Here is a 20,177-nt window from a genome sequence, read left to right as displayed (position 1 = left end):
GGACGTCCCAGAGCGTCCCAAGGGCGTCCCTGGGCGGTGGTGCGGCGGTCAGGCGGTGGGCGGGGCGAGCGGGAGGAGCCCGTCGGCGGAGGGGCCGGAGGCGGAGGGGCTCGGCGGGGTGCTGACGCTGCTGCCCGGGGACTGGCCGCCGTCGCCGCTCGCGGTCGCCTCGTAGGCGCCCACCGCCCCGGCGCCGACCAGGACCGTCAGCAGCGCCGCGACCAGCAGCCGCCGCCTGCGGACCGCCCGGCCCGCACCGCCGCGCCCGGCGCCGCCCGGCCGGTGCCCGCCGCCACCGGTCCGCTCCCGAGCGGACCGGCCGCTGCGGGAGCCGTCGTGCTCGGCGCGCGAGGCCGCCGCGAACGAGGCCAACTCCTCGGCGCTGGGGCGGCGCAGGCTGGTGTGGGTGTCCCTGGTGGAGTCGGGCGGCGCGCCGGGCACCAGCGGCACCGCCGGGCCGTGCCGACGCGAGACCGACCGCTGCTCGAACTCGTCGTCCTCCTCCGGCTGGTAGTCCAGCGCGGCGGGCGGCACGGCCGGGTGTGCCACGTCCAGGCTGGGCAGTCCGGTCAGCGAGGGCAACTGCTCGCGCAGCCGGGTGGCCAGCTCGGCGGCGCGCAGCCGCGAGGCCGGGGCCTTGGCCAGGCACTGCGCGATGACCTTCCAGAGGTCCTCGGGCAGACCCGGCAGCGGGGCGACCGCCTCGGTCACGTGCCGCCGCAGCACCGCCCCGGTGTGGCCGCCACCGAAGGGGGTGAACCCGGCCAGCAGCTCGTACAGCACCGTGGCCAGCGCGTAGATGTCGACGGCCGCGCGCGGCTCCAGGCCCTCGATCACCTCCGGCGCCAGGTAGTCGGGGGTGCCGATGATCCGAGTGGCCCGGGTCCGCCGGGGGGCGTCCACCAGCCGGGCGATGCCGAAGTCGGAGAGCTTGGCGCGCGGCGCGCCACCGGCTCCGGGCGAGGACGCCTGGTCGAGCAGGATGTTCTCGGGCTTCACGTCCCGGTGGACGATTCCGGCCGCGTGCGCGGCGGACAGGCCCTCGGCCACGTCGGCGGCGATGGAGACGGCCGCCTGCGGGGCCAGCGGGCCCTCGCGCTCCAGCCGGGAGCGCAGGTCCGCGCCGTGGACCAGCTCCATCACCAGCGCCAGGTCGTCCCCGTCCACCACCAGGTCGTGGACGCCGACGACCCGGGGGTGGTCCAGGCTGGTCAGCGCGGTGCGCTCCTGGACGAAGCGGCCGACCAGGACCTGGTCGGAGGCCAGGTCCTCGCGCAGCAGCTTGATGGCCACCGGTCCCTCCGGGCCCTCGCCCAGCCAGACCGTGCCCGCCGAGCCACGGCCGATCACCTGGTGCGCGGTGTAGCGGCTACCGATCTTGCGTGCCAAGGCTGCTCCGTGCGCGGATGAGGGGTCTGGCCGTCTGCCTGCGACCGAAGGACGCGAGGACCAACGTACGCGGAGTACGGCCGCTTGGGTGAACCAGGTGCGGTTACTGCCTACTTGAAGTCGACAAAGCGCCAATCCGGACAGCGCGGCGGCTCAGTTGCCGAGAGTCGGCAGCGAGCTGGGCAGCAGCGAGGTGCTGGACACCTTGGGGACGTCGTTCTTGATCTTGTTGGCGGTCCCGGTGATGCTGTCCCACCAGTGCGCGACCTGGTGCCACCAGCCCTCGACGTTGTGGATCCAGTGCTGCACCGGAGTGAAGTACCAGATCACCGCGAGGATGACGGCGAGGATCAGCAGGCTGCGCAGGCAGCCGCCGCCGGGAATGCGCATCCTGCGGCGCGGCGGACGCGGTTCGCGCCTCGGGCGCGGCTCGGGCTCCGGCTCGCGCGGCTCCTCGCGCGGGGGCGCGGCGCGGGGCGCGGGGCGCGGGGCGGGCCGCTCCGGCTCCGGCTCGGGCTGGTAGGACCTGGGCTGGTGCGGGTCGGGCCGGTACTGGTCCTGCGCGTACTGGCCGGGCCGGTGCTGCTCACGCTGGTACTGCTGGTCCTGCGAGTACTGGTCCTGCTGGTAGGAGTCCTGCTGGTAGGAGTCCTGCTGGTACGGGTCGGGCCGGTAGCCGTCGGGCTGGTACGGCTGCTGGTAGTCCCGCGGGCCCGGCCGGTACGGCGGGGGCGCCACCTGCGGCCGCGCGCGCGGCTGCGGCTGCTCCACCGGCTCCTGGTAGCCGAGCTGGGTCTGCTCGTTGCGGTTGCGCGCGGCGCGCAGCTGGCTCTCCCACGGGTGCGGGCCCTCGGGCTGCTGACCCTCGGGCTGCTGGCCCTCCTGCGGCTGGCTCCACTGGTCCGGCCACTGCTGCTGGCCCGGCTGCGGCGCGGTCGGCCGCACGGCGGTGGGCTGCAACGTGGTCGGCTGGGGGGTCCGCGGGTGCAGCTGGGTGGGGTCGGCCGAGCCCGGGGGCAGCAGCTGGGTCGGGTCGGCCGCGCCGAACCGGTCCGCCTGCGCGGTCGGCACCGACTGGGTCGGCGCCGCCACGCTGCCCGCGAGCAGCGTGGTCGCCGCCGGGTCGTACCGTCGGCCGTCCGGCAGGGTCGCGCCGCGCGGGTCGACCGCGGGCGTCAGCAGCTCGCCCACCGCGAAGGCCGCGTCGATCGCCGCCGGGGAGGCGTGCACACCGACGCCCGCCGCGACCGTGCGCAGCGCCGTGGCCAGGGTCACCGCCGTCGGCCGCCGGGCCGGGTCCTTCTCCAGGCAGCGGGCGATCACCGTCCACAGCGGTTCGGGCAGGTTCCGGGGCCGCTCGGGCTCCTGCGACAGGTGCGCCTGGAGGATCTGCAACGGTCCGTCGCCGTGGAACGGCGGCCGACCGGTGACCAGCTCGTACAGCATGATGCCGGCGCCGTAGACGTCCACCGCCGCCGTCTGCTCGCGGCCCTCGGCGGACTCCGGGGCGACGTAGGCGGGGGTGCCGACGAACTCGTGGGTGCGGGTGATGCCGGGCGAGTCGGCCAGTCGGGCGATGCCGAAGTCGGTCAGCAGCGGGTGCATCTGCTCGGCGCCGTCGGCCTGGGCCCGGGTGGCCAGCAGCACGTTGGCCGGCTTCAGGTCGCGGTGCACGATGCCGTCGACGTGGCTGGCCGCGAGCGCGTCGGCCACCTGCGCCATCAGCAGCGCTCCCGCCACCGGGCTCAGCGGGCCCTGGTCGGCCAGGTAGCGGTGCAGGTCGGGGCCGTCGACCAGGTCCATCACCAGGGCCAGCACCTCGCCCTCGACCACCAGGTCGCGGACCCGGACGATGTTGGGGTGCACCAGCCGCAGCAGCGCCGAGCGCTCGCGCAGGAAGCGCATCACGATGTCGGGGTCGGTCGCCAGCTCCTCCTTGAGGACCTTGATGGCGACGGTCTGCTCCCCCGGTTGCCCGGTCTCGTTCCGGACCCGGGCGCGCCAGACCGTCCCGGTGGCGCCGCGCCCGAGCGGCTCCTCCAGCAGGTACTTACTGCCAACCGGACGCACCCGTGGGCTCCTCGTCATGCATTGCGCCGTTGGGTACCGGTCCCCCCGGCCCCGCTCCAGCTGTCTGCGTGTTCCTGTCTGCGTGTTCGGCAACTCTAATGGCGTTCGAACCGCGCGGCCTCCCCGACCGCGAGCCCGGTGCGCGGCGCGGCCACCACATGCCTACACCCGGTGGACGCGGCCACCGGAAGGTAAGTTCCCAAGATCACTGCATCGGGTGCCGTGGGCGCGTTGTCGGTGGCGGATGGGAGGATGCCTTCAGCACCGTTGCGCCCACCCCGCGTACGGGGGTGATCCGTTGTGCCTGAGCGCGGGTGGGCGACACCAGGTCCGGGAGTTGGCTGGGCGGAAGGGGCGGACCACCATGCAGATCCGGCTGAGCGTGTGCGGCCCCCACGAGGGGGGACCGCCGTTCCCGACGCATGGCCGGGAACGGGCGGCCGCACCGGCGTCCGCGCAGGCCGTGGACGTGCTGGTGACCGCACCGGCGGGAACGCAGCTCGGGGCGGTCGCGGGCGCGCTGGCGGGCGCGGTCGGCGCCCGCCCGGGCGCGCGCACCGGCCGCGCCGCGACCCAGGTCCAGCTCTTCGTCGGCGACCAGCGGCTCGACGAGCGCGCGGTGCTCGGCCACCCGCCGCTGGTCGACGGCGCGCTGCTGCGGCTGGACGAGCCCGATCCGGACCACGTGCCGATCCCGCTCACCGACTCCCCCGCCGAGCTGCGGGTGGTCGGCGGCCCCGACGCGGGCGGCATCCACCTGCTGCGGGCCGGGCTGGTCCGGGTCGGCCGCTCCTCCGGCGCCGACGTCCCGGTGGACGACCCCGACGTCTCCCGGTTCCACCTGGTGCTCGACGTCTCCGCCGACGGCCGGGTCAACGTGGCCGACAGCGGCTCCACCAACGGCACCACCCTGGACGGCCGCCCGGTCGGCGCGGAACCGCGCCCGGTGCCGCCGGGGGCGCTGATCGGCCTCGGCGAGACGGTGATCCGGATCGCCCCCGGCCACTTCGACCGGACCGACCTGATCCCGGACGGCCAGGGCCAGGTGCAGCTGGTGCCCCGCCCGGCGGCGGCCCCGGCCGGCGGCCCCCGGGGCCGCACCGCGACCGGCACCGGCGCGGGCGGCGCGCCCGAGCCCGCCGCGCGCCCGCTCTCCTCCCGGGCACGCGGCCTGCTGACGCTGCGCGGCCGCTCCGCCCGCCCCGACGGGCCCGGCGACCAGCCGCCGCCGGCCCTCGGCGACTCGGTGCCCACCCCGGCCACCGGCGTACGCCTCCCGGCGCTCACCCCGGCCGTGCGCTCCACTCGCTGGCCGGACCCGGCCGAGCTGCTGCTCACCGCGCTGGGCCCGGGCCCGCGGCTGTGGGAGCGCGGCCTGGACCACCCCGACACCCTGGTGCTGCGCCTCGGTTCCGGCGAGCGCCCGGCCGGTCCGGTGGTGCTGGACCTGCGCTCCGTGGGCAGCCTCGGCCTGAGCGGTCCGCGGCACCGGCTGACCGGCCTGGCCCGGGTCCTGCTCGCCCAGCTCGCGGTACTGCACGGCCCCAGCGCGCTGGAGCTGGTCCTGGTCTCGGCCGACCCGGGACGCCCGGCGCGGGAGCGCGGCGCGGACTGGTCCTGGATGTACTGGCTGCCGCAGCTGCGGCCGAACCGGGGGCAGCCCTGCCGACTGCTCACCGCGCTCGACCCGGAGCAGGCCCTGGCCCGGCTGGCCGAGCTGGACCGGCCGGTGCCGCGCGCGGGCGGCGCCACCGTGCTGCTGGTCGACGGCGACCCGGGCAGCCCCGCCGCCCGGGAGGCCCTGGCCCGGATACTGGCCGAGGGCCCGGCCACCGGCGTGCACACCATCTGCCTGGCCGAGCACCCGGACCTGCTGCCGCGCGGCTGCGGCGCGACCGCCGCGATCACCGGCGAGGTCGCCACCCTGCTGACGCTGGAGCGTCCGGTCGCCTCGCCGCACCCGTCCGCCTCCGGCGGCCACCACCGGGCGCACCCGGCGCGGGAGCTGATCGAGGGCGTCGCCCTGGACGCGGTCTCCACCGCCTGGTCCGAGGGGCTGGCCCGGGCCCTCGCCCCGCTGCGCGAGGCCGACAGCGGGCACCGCGCGGGCCGGGGCGCACTGCCGAACGCCCCCCGGCTGCTCGACCTGCTCGGGCTCGACGTGGTCACCCCGGCCCAGATCTCCAGCCGCTGGACCGACCTGCAGGTGACCTCCGGCGCACTGCCCGCCGCCCTGGTCGGCGCGGACCGGGACGGCGCCTGCGGCTTCGACCTGACCGGCCACCTGCTGGTCGGCGGCGCCCCCGGCTCCGGCCGCACCGAGCTGCTGCGCACTCTGCTCGCCTCGCTCTCGGTGGCCGAACGGCCGGACCAGCTCGGGGTACTGCTGATCGAGGGCCGTCCGCCGCAGGACCAGGCCCGAGGGCTGCTCCCCTGTCTGGAGCTGCCGCAGGTCACCGGCCATGTCGACGGTTCGGACGAGCTGCGGCTGCTGCATGCCGCGCATGCGCTGACAGCCGAGCTGGACCGGCGCGACATGCTGCTGCAGGGGCGCTCGTTCACCTCCTGGCACGCCGAGGGCGCGCTCTCCCGGCTGGCGCCCCAGCAGCGCCGCGTCCCGCACGACTACCCGGGCCAACAGCCCGGCAGCGGGCAGCTCGCGGTGGACACCGCGCCGCCCGCACGGCTGCTGGTGGTCGTCGACGACCATGACGAGCTGCTGCTCCCGGGGCGCGAACGCGCAGCCCTGGCCGCCGCGTTGGACGCGGTGGCGGTGCGCGGCCCGCGGCTGGGCGTGCATCTGGCGGTGAGCACCGCCCATCCGGACCGCAGCAGCGGCAGCGAGCTGGACGAGGCGGCGCAGCTGCGGGTGGCGCTGCGGGTGGACGACCCGCGCCTGTCCGCGCTGCTGATCCACGTCGAGGACGCCGCCGGGGTCACCGAGGAGCATCCGGGGCGTGGCTATGTCCGCTACGCCGACGGGCGGGTGACCGGCTTCCAGGGCGCGCGGATCAGCGGGCGGATCCCGCGTACCGCCACGCTGCGGCCGACAGTGGCCCCGCTCGACTGGTCGGCCATGGGCGATCCCCCGGCCCGGCGTCCGGTCCGCGAGCTCGGCAACGGGCCGACCGACCTGGCCCTGCTGGCGAGCGCGCTGCAACGGGCCGCCGCGACCCTGGACGCCGCGCCCCCGGCCCCGCTGCTCTGAGCACGCGCTGCCCCGGGTCTCCGCTCTGGGCCGCTGCTTGGGGCCGCCGCTCTGGGCCACCACTCGGGGCCGCTGCTCGGGGCCGCTGCTCTGGGCCGCCGCTCGGGGCCGCTGCTTTGGGCCGCCGCTTGGGGCCGCCGCTCTGGGTCACCGCGGGGCCGGGCTCGCGGGGCCGGGCGCGGGCGGCCTACTCGGCGACCGGCAGCGGCTCGCCGGTCTGGCCGAGGACCAGCGCCACCGCGCCCAGCGCGCAGGCCTGCGGGCCGAGCGCGGCGGCGGTGACGGTGGTGCCCGCCGGGGGGCTGCCCGGCGGCGCGTCCGGGTCGGCCGCGGCGACCGCCTCCCGCAGCGGGCCGAGTACCAGCTCGCCCGCCGCCGCCAGCGCGCCGCCGACGATCACGCGCTCCGGGTTCAGCAGGCCGCAGAGCATCCCGGCGACCCGCCCGGCCATCGCCCCGGCCTCGGCCAGGGCCCGCTGGCAGCCCCGGTCGCCCTGCCAGGCCATGGTGATCACGTTCCGCAGGCTCACCCGGTCGCCGTACCCGTGCTCCAGGCCGCGCATCACCGCGGGCAGGCCGATGTACGACTCCAGGCAGCCGCGCCGACCGCAGCGGCAGAGCTGGCCGCCCGGGTCCATCACCAGGTGGCTGATCTCCCCGGCGGTCCCGGCCACGCCCCGGACCAGCTTCCCGTTGCTGATGAAGGCGGCACTCACCCCCGCGTGCAGCTTGAGGTAGACGAGATCCTCGTGGTCCCGTCCGGCGCCCCACTGGCGCTCGGCCAGCGCGCCGAGGTTGGCGTCGCTGTCCACCAGCACCGGCATCCGTAACCGCTCGCCGAGCTCCGCCGCGACCGGCACCCCGGACCACGGGGAGTAGCGCCGGGCGGCCGGAAGGCCGGTGCGGCGGTCGACGGTGCAGGGCAGGCTGACGCCGACGCCGAGGATCCGCGAGCGCCTGGTGCCGATCTCGTCCATCGCCGACTGCACCAGTCCGGCGGCGGCGTGCAGCCCCTGCTGCGGTTCGTAGCGCGGCGGCAGTTCGGCCGACCTGGCTATCCGCACCTCGTGCGCGACGTCCGCGATGATCACGTGGACATGCCGGTGGCCGAAATCCACGCCGATGGCCTCACCGGTGGCCGGATTCAGCATGACCGCGGCCGCCGGCCGCCCGGCCCGGCCGCCGACCGGCGGCAGTTTGGTGCCGAGCTCCATCACGATGTCGTCCGCCACCAGCTCGCTGATCAGGCCGGAAATGGTGGAGCGGGACATTCCAGTGGCTCGGGCGATATCGGCCCGGCTGAGCGTCCCGCGTTCGCGGAGCAGCCGGACCACGTTCTGCCTGGTGCGCTCGGAGCGGGAGTCCCGGGGAAGCGTGGCCATGTCCGACAGAATCAATCCGGTGGCGCTATTAGTCAAGTACCGAACAAATGGGCCCGGTGGACGGGCTATTAGTTCGATGGAATTTGTTCATTTACTTCGAAATGCCAGCGTTATTGACGGCCCATTTCGTCGTCGTTAGCTTTCGAAAAACGCGGCAAGCTTCGCGGCCCGATCCCGAGAGTCCGCCGACAGTCCATCGAAGGGGCCCATCGTGACTGCGCACAAAAGATCAAGGATCGCCGGAACAGCGCTCGCGGCGACCGCCGCCCTCCTTCTCGCCGCCTGCTCCAGCTCCGGCGGCGGCAGCGGCTCCGGCACCGCCTCCGCCCCGGCGGCCTCGTCCAGCGGCGCCAACGCGGCGGCGCTGCCCTCGCTCAAGGGCCAGCACCTGACCGTCCTCGCCGAGTGGACCGGCGCCGAACAGGCCGACTTCCAGGCCGTGCTGAACCGCTTCGACTCGCTGACCGGCGCCAGCGTCGCCTACCAGTCCGGCGGCTCCAACACCGGCACGGTACTGCAGACCAAGATCGCCGGTGGTTCGCCGCCGGACGTCGCGCTGCTGCCGGAGCCGGGGCTGATCAACACCCTGGCCCAGCAGGGCGCCCTCAAGCCGCTCACCCCGGCCATCCAGCAGGAGGTGGCCGCCGACTACGGCCCCGGCTGGGAGTCCATGGGCACCGTGGACGGCAAGCTCTACTCGGTCGTCTACAAGGCGTCCAACAAGACCACGTTCTGGTACAACACCGCCCAGTTCAGCCAGGCCGGGATCACCCCGCCGACCAACTGGACCCAGTTCCTGGCCGACTGCCAGACCCTGTCCGACGCCGGGATCACCCCGGTCTCCATCGGCGGCTCGGACGGCTGGACCCTGGCCGACTGGTTCCAGAACATCTACCTCAGCGAAGCCGGCCCGGCGATGTACAACAAGCTGGCGCACCACCAGATCCACTGGACCGACCCGTCCGTGATCAAGGCACTGACCACCTTCGGCCAGCTGCTGGGCAATCAGAAGTTCATCGCCGGGGGCGACTCCGGGGCGCTCCAGACCTCGTTCAACAACTCGGTGACGCAGACCTTCACCACCCCGCCGAAGGCCGCGATGGTGTTCGAGGGCGACTTCTCCGCCACCCAGATCACCAGCACCACCACCGCCAAGATCGGTACCGGCGCCAAGTTCTTCCCCTTCCCCGGACCGGCCACCGGCGGCAGCTCGAACTTCGTCCAGGTCGCCGGGGACATGGCGACGGCGCTGAACAGCAACGCCGCCACCATGGAGCTGATCCAGTTCCTGGCCTCCCCCGCCGCCGACGCCATCTGGGCGCACGAGGGCGGCTATCTGACGCCGAACAGGCTGGTACCGGTCTCGGACTACCCGGACGCCACCACCCAGCAGGAAGCCCAGATGCTGATCAGCGCCGGGACCAACGTCGACTTCAGTCTCGACGACCTGTCCCCGGCGGCCTTCGGCGGCACCGTGGGCGCCGGCTACTGGAAGGACATGCAGGCCTTCCTGAAGAACCCCGCGGACGTCCAGGGCACCGCCGCGCAGCTGGAGGCGGACGCGGCCAAGGTGCGGTGGTCCTGAGCCCCCGCCCCCGCGCCGACCACCCCGCCAGGCACCTACAGCCGGAGGCTCTGACACCCATGGAAACCCCCGCAGCCGCGGCCCCGGGGTCCGGCGAGTCACCAGACCCGCCGCTCCCCGGGGGACAGTCCGCGCCCGTCGCCCGCCACCGACGAGGCCGCCCGCACCACCCCAGCAGCCAGGGCGCACTGCACATCCCGCTGCGGGTCCGGTTCGGCTTCCTCACCCCGGCGGTGCTGATCCTGCTGGCGATCATCGGCTGGCCGATCCTGTTCTCGATCTGGCTGAGCCTGCGCAACGCCGACGGCAGCAGCTTCGTCGGCCTGCACAACTACGTCTCCATCTTCACCGACCCGGCCACCCTGACCGCGCTCAAGAACAACGTGATCTGGCTGGTCACCGCGCCGACCCTGGCCTGCGCCCTGGGTCTGGTGTTCGCGGTGCTGTCGGAGCGGGTGAAGTGGGCGACCGCGTTCAAGATCGTGATCTTCATGCCGATGGCCATCTCCTTCCTGGCCGCCGGAGTGATCTTCGAGCTGGTCTACCAGGCGGACCCGAACATCGGCGTCGCCAACGCGGTCGTGGTCGGCGTGCACGACGCCTTCGCCCCCGCCTCCCACTACCCCGACGCCCAGCCCAGGGACACCCTCGGCTACCGCTCCGAGCAGGCCGGATACACCAGCCCCGGCAGCTACACCGCCGGTTCCACGGTCACCGTCCCGCTCACCGGCTACTCGGTGCTGAAGCTGCCCAAGGCCGCCGCCCAGGCCGTCGCCGCGAAACCCGTCCCGGGTGAGATCACCGGCACCGTCTGGCTCGACCTGGTCTACGGCGGGGGCGGCACCCCCGGGCGGATCGACCCGGGCAAGAAGGGCACCCCCGGCATCACCGTGGACGCGCTGGACGGCCGCACCGTGGTCGCCCACGCCACCGCCGGGACCGACGGCACCTTCGCCCTGCGCGGGCTCAGCCCCGGCACCGCCTACCACCTGGCGCTGCCCGCCTCGGACTTCAGCCAGCCCTACGCCGGTCTCTCCTGGCTCGGCCCGGACCTGGTCACCCCGTCGATCATCGTCGCCTACCTGTGGATCTGGGCGGGCTTCGCCATGGTGCTGATCGCCGCCGGGCTGAGCGGGATCCCCCGGGAGCTCCAGGAGGCGGCGAAGGTGGACGGCGCCTCCGACTTCCAGATCTTCCGGAAGATCACCATCCCGCTGCTGGCGCCGGTGCTGCTGGTGGTGCTGGTGACCCTGGCCATCAACGTGCTGAAGATCTTCGACCTGGTCTACATCATCGCCCCGGGCTCCACCCTGTCCACCGCCAACGTGCTGGCGGTGCAGATGTGGAGCGTCTCCTTCGGCGGCGCCCAGAACCAGGGCCTCGGCAGCGCCATCGGCGTCTTCCTCTACCTGCTGGTGCTCCCGGCGATGTACGTCAACATCCGGCGGATCCGCAGAGAACGGCGGGAATCATGAGCCTGCTCCGAGTCGCCAAGCCCACCGGCGACGGGCGCCCGCCGCTGGCCGCCCGGCTGGCCTCGCGGCTGGCCGGCGGGGTGGTCCAGGCCTTACTGCTGCTGGTCGGCGTGCTCTGGCTGGTCCCCACCCTGGGCCTGTTCGTCTCCTCGCTGCGCACCCCGGTCGACATCAGCGGCAGCGGCTGGTGGACCGCGTTCACCCACCCCTCGCAGCTGACCCTGAGCGACTACGTCAACCTGTTCCACGACCAGGGCATGATGCAGTCGCTGTGGAACACCGTGCTGATCACCGTACCGGCCACGGTCGGGGTGGTGGTGCTGGCCTCGCTCGCCGCCTACGCCTTCGCCTGGATCGACTTCCGCGGCCGGGACTGGCTGTTCGTCGCGGTGATCGGGCTGCTGGTGGTCCCGGTCCAGGTGGCGCTGATCCCGGTGGCGAAGATGTACAAGTACACCCACCTGTTCGGCTCGATCCCCGGGGTGGTGCTGTTCCACATCGGCTTCGGGCTGCCGTTCGCGATCTTCCTGCTGCGCAACTTCTTCGCGGGCATCCCGCGGGAGCTGCTGGAGGCCGCGCGGATGGAGGGCGGCACCGAGTGGGTGATCTTCCGCAAGGTGGTGGTCCCGCTGGGGATGCCCGCCATCGCCTCGCTGGCGATCTTCCAGTTCCTCTGGGTCTGGAACGACATGCTGGTCGCGCTGGTCTTCTCGGACACCAGCACCCAGCCGCTCACCGTGGAACTGCAGGGACAGATGCGGCAGTTCGGCAGCAACATCGACATCCTGGCGCCCGGCGCCTTCCTGTCGCTGGTGATCCCGCTGATCGTGTTCTTCTCCTTCCAGCGCTACTTCGTCCAGGGACTGATGGCCGGATCGATGAAGGGCTGAGGCACCCGCCCGGCCGGATCCCACCAGGCGGATCCGGCCAGGCAATCAGCCATACTTGACGCACGGGGGACGCCGGTCGGGGGACGCCGGCCGGGGCCCGCGGCGGCCCGGCCGGGACAGGACGCCAGCAGCCAGGAGGAGCGCGCAGGTGGCCGAGATTCGGTTCATCGATGCCACCCGCGTGTTCCGGGGCAGTTGGCGACCCGCCGTCACCGACGTCCGCCTCGACGTCCGCGACGGCGAGCTGATGGTGCTCAGCGGCCCCTCCGGCAGCGGCAAGTCCACCCTGCTGCGGATGCTGGCCGGACTCGAACCACTGAACCGGGGCCGGATCCTGATCGACGGCCAGGATCTGGCCCGGGTCGCCCCGGACAAGCGCGGGGTCTCCCTGCTGGCCCAGGGCTTCTCGCTGATCCCGCACCTGACCGTGGCCGAGAACATCGCCTTCCCGCTCACCATGCGCCGCGCCTCGGCCCGGGCGGTCAGCAGCCGGGTGGCCCAACTGGCCGAACTGTGCGGCCTGGACCAGCACCTCGGCGCCCGGCCCGAGGCACTGCCGGTCGGCCTGCGGCAGCGCGCGATCATGGCCCGGGCGATGGCCCCCCGGCCCCGGGTGATCTGCCTGGACGAGCCCATGGCCGGGACCTCGGTGCCGCTGCTGCCCCGCGACCGCGCTCCGATCGCCTCGCTGCAACGGGAGGCCGGGATCACCCTGCTCTACGCCACCTGCAGTTCCACCGACGCCTGGGCGATAGCCGACCGGATCGCGGTGCTGGACCGGGGCGTGCTGCACCAGGTCGGCACCCCGCACCAGGTGTTCGAGGAGCCGGGCACGGTCGCGGTCGCCGAGTTCGTCGGCTCACCGCCGATGAACCTGGTCCCGGCGGTGGTCAGCGACGGCCGCGCGCGGATCGGTGACCTGCTGCTGCCGGTCGGACCGGACCGGCTCGCGGCGCTCAGCAGCGACCGGATCCTGGTCGGACTGCGCCCGGACGACCTGCTGATCGGCCACGGCGCGGGCGGCATCCGGGCGACCGCGGTGCTGGTCAAGGACTCCGGGCGGGAGTACCTGGTGCACGCCAGGACCGAGGTCCCGGGCGGGACCGCCGACCTGGTGATCCGGCGGACCAGCGGTCCGGTGCCGCTGCTCGGCGAGAGCTTCGTGGTCGGCGCCGACCTGGACCGGGTCCACCTGTTCGACGCGGCGACCGGCCGCCGCCTGCCCTGAGTACCTTCCGGGGAGTTCCGCTGAACCAGCCCCGGCGCTGAAGCCGTTGGGCCACCCCCGGGAGCGGGAGCGGCCCAACGGTGTGCCCGATATGCCCGGTGTGCCCGGCGCATCCGGCGCGGACTACGCGGTCAGCGCATCGATCCGGTCCGCAGCAGGGTGCGGATCACCCGCATGGCGACGCTGAGGTTCGCCAGGTCGAAGGACTCCGCACCCCTTATGTCGTCGAGCGTGGCCTTGGCCCGGTTGACCAGCGTCGCGTTGTCCTCGGCCCAGGCCTCGAACCGCCGCACCGGGTCCGCCCCGGGACCGCCGTGGCCGAGCAGGTCCATGGTGAGCACGGCGTGCGCCGCGAACAGGTCCTCGCGGATCGCCGCGCGCGCCATCGACTGCCAGCGGTCCTGCCGCGGCAGCTCGATGATGCGGTCCAGCAGGTCGGTGATCTGCAGCCGGTCGCCCAGGTCGTAGTACACCTCGGCGACGGCCCGCACGTCCTGCTCGGTGCGGTCGGCGACCTCGACGATGTCCAGCGTCGGGAAGACCGAGGACAACCCGGCCATCCGCACCGCCAGTTGGACCGGCACCCCGGCCGAGGCCAGCTCCGCGTACACGCCGTCGAACCACTCGCGGTCGGCGCCGCGCAGCACGTCCGGAAGCATGTCCCAGACCTGGTTGCAGCGCTCGCGGAACACCTCGATGGTCCCGGCGATGTCCAGCGGCTGACGGCGGTTGTTGAGCAGCCAGCGGGTGGCGCGCTCGACCAGACGGCGGCTGTGCAGCCGCATCCGGGTCTGCAGCGCGGCCGGAACGGCGTTGTCCAGACCCTCGATCGCGGCCCACATGCCCTTGAGGTCGAAGATCGCCCGGGCCGCGGTGTGCGAGCGCACGATCTCCTCGTACGTCGCGCCGGTCTCCTCCTTCAGCCGGAAGGCGAAGGTGCAACCGCCCCGGTTGATGGTCTCGTTGACCAGCACGGTGGTGATGATCTCGCGGTGCAGCGCGTGGGCGTCGATCTGCGCGCCGAAGCGCTGCTGCAACTGCTCCGGGAAGTACCGGTGCAGCTTGCCGCGCAGGTACGGGTCGTCGGGCAGGTCGGACGCCAGGATCTCGTCGGAGAGGGTGATCTTGGTGTAGGCGAGCAGCACCGCCATCTCCGGCTGGGTCAGCCCCCGGCCCGCCGCCGCCCGCTCGCGCAGCTGCGCGCCGCTCGGCAGGAACTCCAGCGCCCGGTTGAGGTGGCCGTCGGCGACCAGCTTGCGCATCATCCGGGCGTGGACGTTGAGCATGCTCGGTGCCTGGGCGCAGGCATTGGCCAGCGCCACGTTCTGCGCGTAGTTGTTGCGCAGCACGTGCTCGCCGATGTCGTCGGTCATCTCCGCGAGCAGGGCGTTGCGCTGCTCGACCGTCATCTCGCCGTCGCCGACGACCCGGTTGAGCAGGATCTTGATGTTGACCTCGTGGTCCGAGGTGTCCACCCCGGCCGAGTTGTCGATGGCGTCGGTGTTGACCGCGCCGCCGGTGCGCTCGCCGTCCGGACCGACCGGGCCGCCGCTGGTGGCGAACTCGATCCGGCCGAGCTGGGTCGCGCCCAGGTTGCCGCCCTCGCCGAGGACCTTGACCCGCAGGTCGGCGCCGTTGACCCGGATCGCGTCGTTGGCCTTGTCGCCGACCTCGGCGTTGTTCTCCGCCGTGGCCTTGACGTAGGTGCCGATGCCGCCGTTCCACAGCAGGTCGACCGGCGCGAGCAGGATCGTCCGCATCAGTTCGGCCGGGGTCAGCCGGGAGACCCCGGCGTCGAGCCCGAGCACCCCGCGCATCTGCGCGGTGATGTTGATGGACTTCGCGGAGCGCGGGAAGATCCCGCCGCCCGCCGAGATCAGCGCCTTGTCGTAGTCCTCCCAGGAGCTGCGCGGCAGGTCGAACAGCCGCCTGCGCTCGGCGAAGGAGCTCGCCGCGTCCGGGGCGGGGTCGATGAAGATGTGCCGGTGGTCGAACGCCGCGACCAGCCGGATGTGCTCGCTGAGCAGCATCCCGTTGCCGAACACGTCACCGGACATGTCGCCGATGCCGACGACGGTGAAGTCCTCCGTCTGGGTGTCGTGGCCGAGCTCGCGGAAGTGCCGCTTGACGGACTCCCAGGCGCCCTTGGCGGTGATGCCCATGCCCTTGTGGTCGTATCCGGCGGAGCCGCCGGAGGCGAAGGCGTCGCCGAGCCAGAAGCCGTACGACTGGGCGACCTCGTTGGCGATGTCGGAGAAGGTGGCCGTGCCCTTGTCGGCGGCGACCACCAGGTAGGTGTCGTCGCCGTCGTGCCGGACCACGTCCTTCGGCGGGATCACGCCGCCGCCGGGGATGAGGTTGTCGGTGATGTCCAGCAGACCGCAGATGAAGGTCTTGTAGGACGAGATGCCCTCGGCCAGCCAGGCGGCGCGGTCCACCCCCGGGTCGGGCAGCTGCTTGGCGACGAAGCCGCCCTTGGAGCCGACCGGCACGATCACGGTGTTCTTCACCATCTGCGCCTTGACCAGGCCCAGCACCTCGGTCCGGAAGTCCTCGCGGCGGTCGGACCAGCGCAGGCCACCGCGGGCGACCTTGCCGAAGCGCAGGTGCACGCCCTCGACCTGCGGCGAGTAGACCCAGATCTCGTACGCCGGGCGCGGCGCGGGGAGGTCCGGGATGGCCTGCGGGTCGAACTTCATCGACACGTAGGAGTGCGGCTCGCCGGTCTGCGGGTCGCGCTGGAAGAAGTTGGTCCGCAGGGTGGCCTTGATCAGCGACAGGAAGGAGCGCAGGATGCGGTCCTCGTCCAGGCTGACCACCTGGTCGAGCGCGCCGTCCAGCTCCTCCACGATGCCCTCGGTGAGCTCGTCCGAGCCCTGCCGGTGGGCCGGGGACAGCCGCGCCTCGAACAGGTTCACCAGCAGCCGGGTGGCGTGGACGTTGTTGGTGAGCGCGTCCTCCACGTAGTCCTGGGAGAAGGTGGACCCGGCCTGGCGCAGGTACTTGGCGTAGGAGCGCAGCACCACGGCCTGCCGCCAGCTCAGACCGGCGCGCAGGATCAGCGAGTTGAAGCCGTCGTTCTCGGCCTTGCCGGTCCAGGTGGCGGCGAAGGCCTCGTGGAAGCGCTCGCGGAGGTCGTCGGTGATGCTCTCGGCGTTGTCGTCGCGCATCCGCAGACCGAAGTCGTACACCCAGGCGACGGAGCCGTCACCGCGGCGCAGCTCGTACGGGTGCTCGTCGAGGACCTCCACGCCGAGCCGCTGGAGCACCGGCAGGACCTCGCTCAGCGAGACCGAGCCGCCCACCCAGTAGATCTTGAACCGGTTCTCGTCGGCGGGCGCGCCGTCGACGTGGTACAGGTTCAGTCGGAAGTCGGTGGGGCCGGTGAGCGACTCCAGTCGGCGCATGTCGGCGACCGCCTGGACCGGGCCGAAGTCGGCGCGGTAGCCGTCGGGGAAGGCGCCCGCGTAGCGGCGGGAGGCCACGGCGGCCTCCTCCTCGCTGTAGTCGAGGGCCAGCTCCTCGTTGAAGTTGTCGGCCCAGGAGCGGGCGGCCTCGGCGAGCTTGGCCTCCAGCCGCTCCACGTCGGTGTCGGTGAGCATCGGCAGCTCGTTCCCGGCCGGGACCCGGACCAGGAAGTGCAGCCGGGCGAGCACCGACTCGGTGTTCCAGGCGGTGTACTCGATGGCGCTGCCGCCGAGCTCCTGCATCAGCAGGTCCATCAGCCGGAGCCGGACACCGGTGGTGTAGCGGTCGCGCGGCAGGTAGACCAGCGCGGAGAAGTAGCGGCCGTACTCGTCCTGGCGCAGGAACAGCCGCAGCTTGCGCCGCTCCTGGAGGTACAGCACGTTCAGCGCGACCGACAGCAGCTGGTCGGCGGGGGTCTGGAAGAGCTCGTCCCGGGGGTAGGTCGCCAGGATCTGCACCAGGTCGCGGGCGTCGTGGCTCTCCGGGGTGAAGCCGGAGTCGGCCACGACCTGGGCGACCTTGACCCGCACCACCGGGATCCGGGTGACCGACTCGGTGTACGCGGCGGCGGTCAGCAGTCCGAGGAAGCGGCGCTCGCCGATGACGTTGCCCTCGGCGTCGAACTTCTTGACGCCGACGTAGTCCAGGTACGAGGGGCGGTGCACGGTGGACCGGCTGTTGGCCTTGGTCAGCACCAGCAGCCGCTTCTCGCGGGCCTTGGCCCGGGCCGGGGCGGCCAGGCGACCGAAGGAGGCGGAGGCCATGGTGTCACCGGCGTGCGCGTCCGCGCGCGGGTCGGAGCGCAGCACCCCGAGGCCGGTGCCGGGAACGGCCCGCAGCAGGTCCTCGCCGTCCTCGGAGCGGACCAGGTTGTACTCGCGGTAGCCGAGGAAGGTGAAGTGGTCGTCGGCGAGCCAGCGCAGCAGCTCCTGCGCCTCCTCCACCTCGGAGCCCGGCAGCTCGGCCGGGGGCGCGGCGTGCAGCTCGTCGGCGAGGCGCAGCGCGCCGTCACGCATCTTGGTCCAGTCCTCGACCACCTCGCGCACGTCCACCAGGACCCGGCGCAGGTCGGCCTCGATGGCGGTGAGCTCCTCGCGCCCGGTCGCCCGGTCGATCTCGATGTGCATCCAGGACTCCAGCAGGGCGTCCTGGGGCTTCTCGGCGCTGCGCGGGTCGGCGTCCAGAATCTCCAGCAGCTTGCCGGTGATGTCACGGCGGACCAGCAGCTGCGGGTGGACCACCACGTGGATGGCGCGTCCGAGGCGGGTCAGCTCGTTGGTGACGGAGTCCACCAGGAAGGGCATGTCGTCGGTGACGACCTCGACCACGGTGTGGCCGCAGGACCAGCCGTCCTCTTCCAGGGTCGGCGTGTGCACCCGGACCACGGCGGTGCCCTGCGGGCGGTTCAGCGCGAGTGCGTAGTGGGAGGCCGCCGCGCCGTAGACGTCGGCCGGGTCGCGGTCGAGCAGGTCCTCGGGGGCTGTGTGCAGGTAGTAGTGCTTGAGATAGGAGGCCAGGGCCCCCTCGCCGAGCGCCTCCCCCTGAGCGGCCTTGCTGAGCAGGTCGGCCTTCGCTGCGTCCAGCTGGGTCTGCATGGTTATCTGGCTCCTGTCGCGCGCCGTTGCGTGACTCGGTGGTGTTCGTCTGCTGCCTGGAACCGCCGAGACTGTCCGTATCCTCCCGCATGTCCGGTAACGGAAGCGAATGAACCGGCGAATCCCACGCATCGACGAGGTTTCAGGCCGAGCCTAACGGGGGTATGGGGCACTGTCAGGGGCCGGATCGGAGCAGTGCGTCAGGATCTTTGGTCCCCTGTGTACGAGTTGTCCATGTGGAGCCTGTGCGTCCGGTGGTACCGAGGACGCGCTGGTGGTAGGGGTCGACGCGGGCGCCGACCGGCCGGCGCCGACGCCACTGACGCTGCTGACGCCGGGTCAGCCGGGGCGGGGCCGAACCCGGCTCAGTCCGCTATCAACCGCTGGGCATAGCCGACGGCCTCGGCCAGGGTGTCGGCCACCGGCACCCCGAACCGCTCCAACTCCCGGCGGGTGTGCGATCCGCCCGCGAACAGCACCGCGTGCGCCCCGGCGTGCGCGGCGGCCCGGGCGTCGTCCAGCGCGTCGCCGATCACCACGGTGGCGGCCGGGACGACCCCCTCCCCGGCCAGCGCCTCAAGGTGCCGGACCAGGTACTCGGCCTTGCCGGAGACACCCGAGGTGCCGTCGCGGCCGTCGATCCGGAGGAAGTGCCGCTCCAGACCGAGCCGGCGCACGAACGGAACGAGTTCGTCGTGCCCGTACATGGACAGCAGCGACTGCGAGCGGTCGCCGCCGCCGGGCCACTGCGCGAGCAGTCCCTCCGCCCCGACCGTCAGCGCGCAGCTGTCCCGCCGGGCGGTGTAGTGCAGGTGGAAGCACGCGTCCATCTGCTCCCACTCGTCCGGAGCGGGCCTGCGGCCGATCCGCAGCTCGTAGAAGTCGATGACGGGGACCCGGTAGGTCTCCCGGTACTGCTCCACCGTGAGCGGGCCGAGGCCGAGCTCGGCGAACGCCGCGTTGCTGGCCGCGACGACCGCGTCGATGTCGTCGAAGAGGGTGCCGTTCCAGTCCCAGACGATGTGTGCACGCATGCTCGGACGCTATCCGGTGCCACTGACAAGCGGCGGCGCCAGGGGTGCGATCAGGACAACAGCCCGGGGATCTCCTGGACCGCGTACCAGAGCAGTTCGTGGTCCTCGGCGCCGTCCACGGTGAAGCGGGCGTCCTCGTCCCCGCCGTCGGCGGCGGCCACCGCCTCGGCCGCGGCGGCGACGTCCTCGCGCACCCCGGCCTCGTCCGCGTCGGCGTGCACCGCGGCGGCCTTGGCCAGCAGCAGCGGCTCGGTCAGCGTCACCGCGCCGAGCTCGGCCGAGTGCTCGTGCTCGGCGTCCACCCGCAGCTGGACCGCGCGGTCCGGCACGTCCAGGGCGACCACCACCCGGCGGCGCGGGGCCTTGGCGTCCTCGGCGAGCAGCCGCAGCGAGGACTGGGCCGCGCGTACCAGCGCGGCGTACTCCAACTCCTCGATGTCGTCGCTGAGATACCACTCCCGCAGGGCGGGGGTGACCGCGTAGGCGCGCAGCGGGGCCACGCCGAGGGGCCCCTCGGCGTGCGCCAGCGCGAGGGCGTTCAGGGTGGTCGGCACGTACACGCGCATCGGGGCGCTCCGGGTGGTCGGGTGGGCTGGCCTGGGGTCCGGAGCCTGGGCTCCTGCGCCCAGCATAGGCGTCCCGCTCCCGAGGGCAGCAGATCACCCGAACGGCTCCGGGGAGTCACCGATCGGATGGCTCCCGATCGCGCGCAGTGAACGCCCAGAGCCCCGCGCTTCGCGCGTTTCCGCAGGTCATATGCCCTTTTTCACTCGGATAAGTGAACTTCGCAGGGTGACCTCGGCGGGCCGGGCGCTTCTTGTCGCTGTCAGTGGCAGCCGGTACCACTGTGCTCA

The 20,177-nt window shown here is 73.1% G+C and carries 11 protein-coding genes; 5 read left to right on the top strand and 6 right to left on the bottom strand.

Annotated features, from left to right (window positions below):
- Nucleotides 1-48: 48 nt before the first annotated feature.
- Complete coding sequence (locus GXP74_RS06240; protein WP_182450409.1) at nucleotides 49-1,389, bottom strand: serine/threonine-protein kinase; 1,341 nt, start codon at nucleotides 1,387-1,389, stop codon at nucleotides 49-51.
- Nucleotides 1,390-1,542: 153 nt separating this feature from the next.
- Nucleotides 1,543-3,459, bottom strand: coding sequence for a serine/threonine-protein kinase (locus tag GXP74_RS06235; RefSeq protein ID WP_182450408.1), 1,917 nt, complete (start codon nucleotides 3,457-3,459; stop codon nucleotides 1,543-1,545).
- A gap of 364 nt (nucleotides 3,460-3,823) precedes the next feature.
- On the opposite strand from GXP74_RS06235, the gene GXP74_RS06230 reads away from it, so the two are divergent.
- Nucleotides 3,824-6,667, top strand: a complete 2,844-nt coding sequence (locus GXP74_RS06230; RefSeq protein WP_182450407.1) for an FHA domain-containing protein — start codon at nucleotides 3,824-3,826, stop codon at nucleotides 6,665-6,667.
- A gap of 187 nt (nucleotides 6,668-6,854) precedes the next feature.
- Here GXP74_RS06230 and GXP74_RS06225 read toward each other — a convergent pair whose 3' ends face one another.
- Nucleotides 6,855-8,048, bottom strand: coding sequence for an ROK family transcriptional regulator (locus GXP74_RS06225; RefSeq protein ID WP_182450406.1), 1,194 nt, complete (start codon nucleotides 8,046-8,048; stop codon nucleotides 6,855-6,857).
- Between the two features lie 211 nt (nucleotides 8,049-8,259).
- Between GXP74_RS06225 and GXP74_RS06220 the strand changes: the two genes are divergently transcribed.
- The 4 genes from GXP74_RS06220 to GXP74_RS06205 all read left to right on the top strand — a co-directional run bounded on the left by GXP74_RS06220 (nucleotide 8,260) and on the right by GXP74_RS06205 (nucleotide 13,226).
- Nucleotides 8,260-9,633: an ABC transporter substrate-binding protein gene (locus tag GXP74_RS06220; protein ID WP_225447745.1), complete on the top strand. Its 1,374-nt coding sequence runs from the start codon at nucleotides 8,260-8,262 to the stop codon at nucleotides 9,631-9,633.
- A gap of 59 nt (nucleotides 9,634-9,692) precedes the next feature.
- Nucleotides 9,693-11,108: a carbohydrate ABC transporter permease gene (locus GXP74_RS06215; RefSeq protein ID WP_182450405.1), complete on the top strand. Its 1,416-nt coding sequence runs from the start codon at nucleotides 9,693-9,695 to the stop codon at nucleotides 11,106-11,108.
- Nucleotides 11,105-11,998, top strand: coding sequence for a carbohydrate ABC transporter permease (locus GXP74_RS06210; protein WP_182450404.1), 894 nt, complete (start codon nucleotides 11,105-11,107; stop codon nucleotides 11,996-11,998). Before GXP74_RS06215 ends, GXP74_RS06210 begins: the two co-directional genes overlap by 4 nt.
- 148 nt (nucleotides 11,999-12,146) lie before the next feature.
- Entirely contained in the window at nucleotides 12,147-13,226 is a 1,080-nt protein-coding gene (locus GXP74_RS06205) for an ABC transporter ATP-binding protein (RefSeq protein WP_182450403.1), read from the top strand.
- Between the two features lie 131 nt (nucleotides 13,227-13,357).
- Here the strand turns inward: GXP74_RS06205 and GXP74_RS06200 are convergent, their stop codons facing one another.
- The 3 genes from GXP74_RS06200 to GXP74_RS06190 form a co-directional block, all read right to left on the bottom strand.
- Complete coding sequence (locus tag GXP74_RS06200) at nucleotides 13,358-18,289, bottom strand: NAD-glutamate dehydrogenase (RefSeq protein ID WP_182450402.1); 4,932 nt, start codon at nucleotides 18,287-18,289, stop codon at nucleotides 13,358-13,360.
- Nucleotides 18,290-18,654: 365 nt separating this feature from the next.
- The gene (locus tag GXP74_RS06195; protein WP_182450401.1) at nucleotides 18,655-19,323 is read right to left on the bottom strand and encodes an HAD family hydrolase; all 669 of its coding nucleotides are present in this window, start codon (nucleotides 19,321-19,323) and stop codon (nucleotides 18,655-18,657) included.
- Between the two features lie 50 nt (nucleotides 19,324-19,373).
- Entirely contained in the window at nucleotides 19,374-19,889 is a 516-nt protein-coding gene (locus tag GXP74_RS06190; RefSeq protein ID WP_182450400.1) for a hypothetical protein, read from the bottom strand.
- Nucleotides 19,890-20,177 lie beyond the last annotated feature (288 nt).

The organism is Streptacidiphilus sp. P02-A3a, from assembly GCF_014084105.1.
Lineage (GTDB): Bacteria > Actinomycetota > Actinomycetes > Streptomycetales > Streptomycetaceae > Streptacidiphilus.
This window is presented reverse-complemented; position numbering and strand designations above follow the sequence as displayed.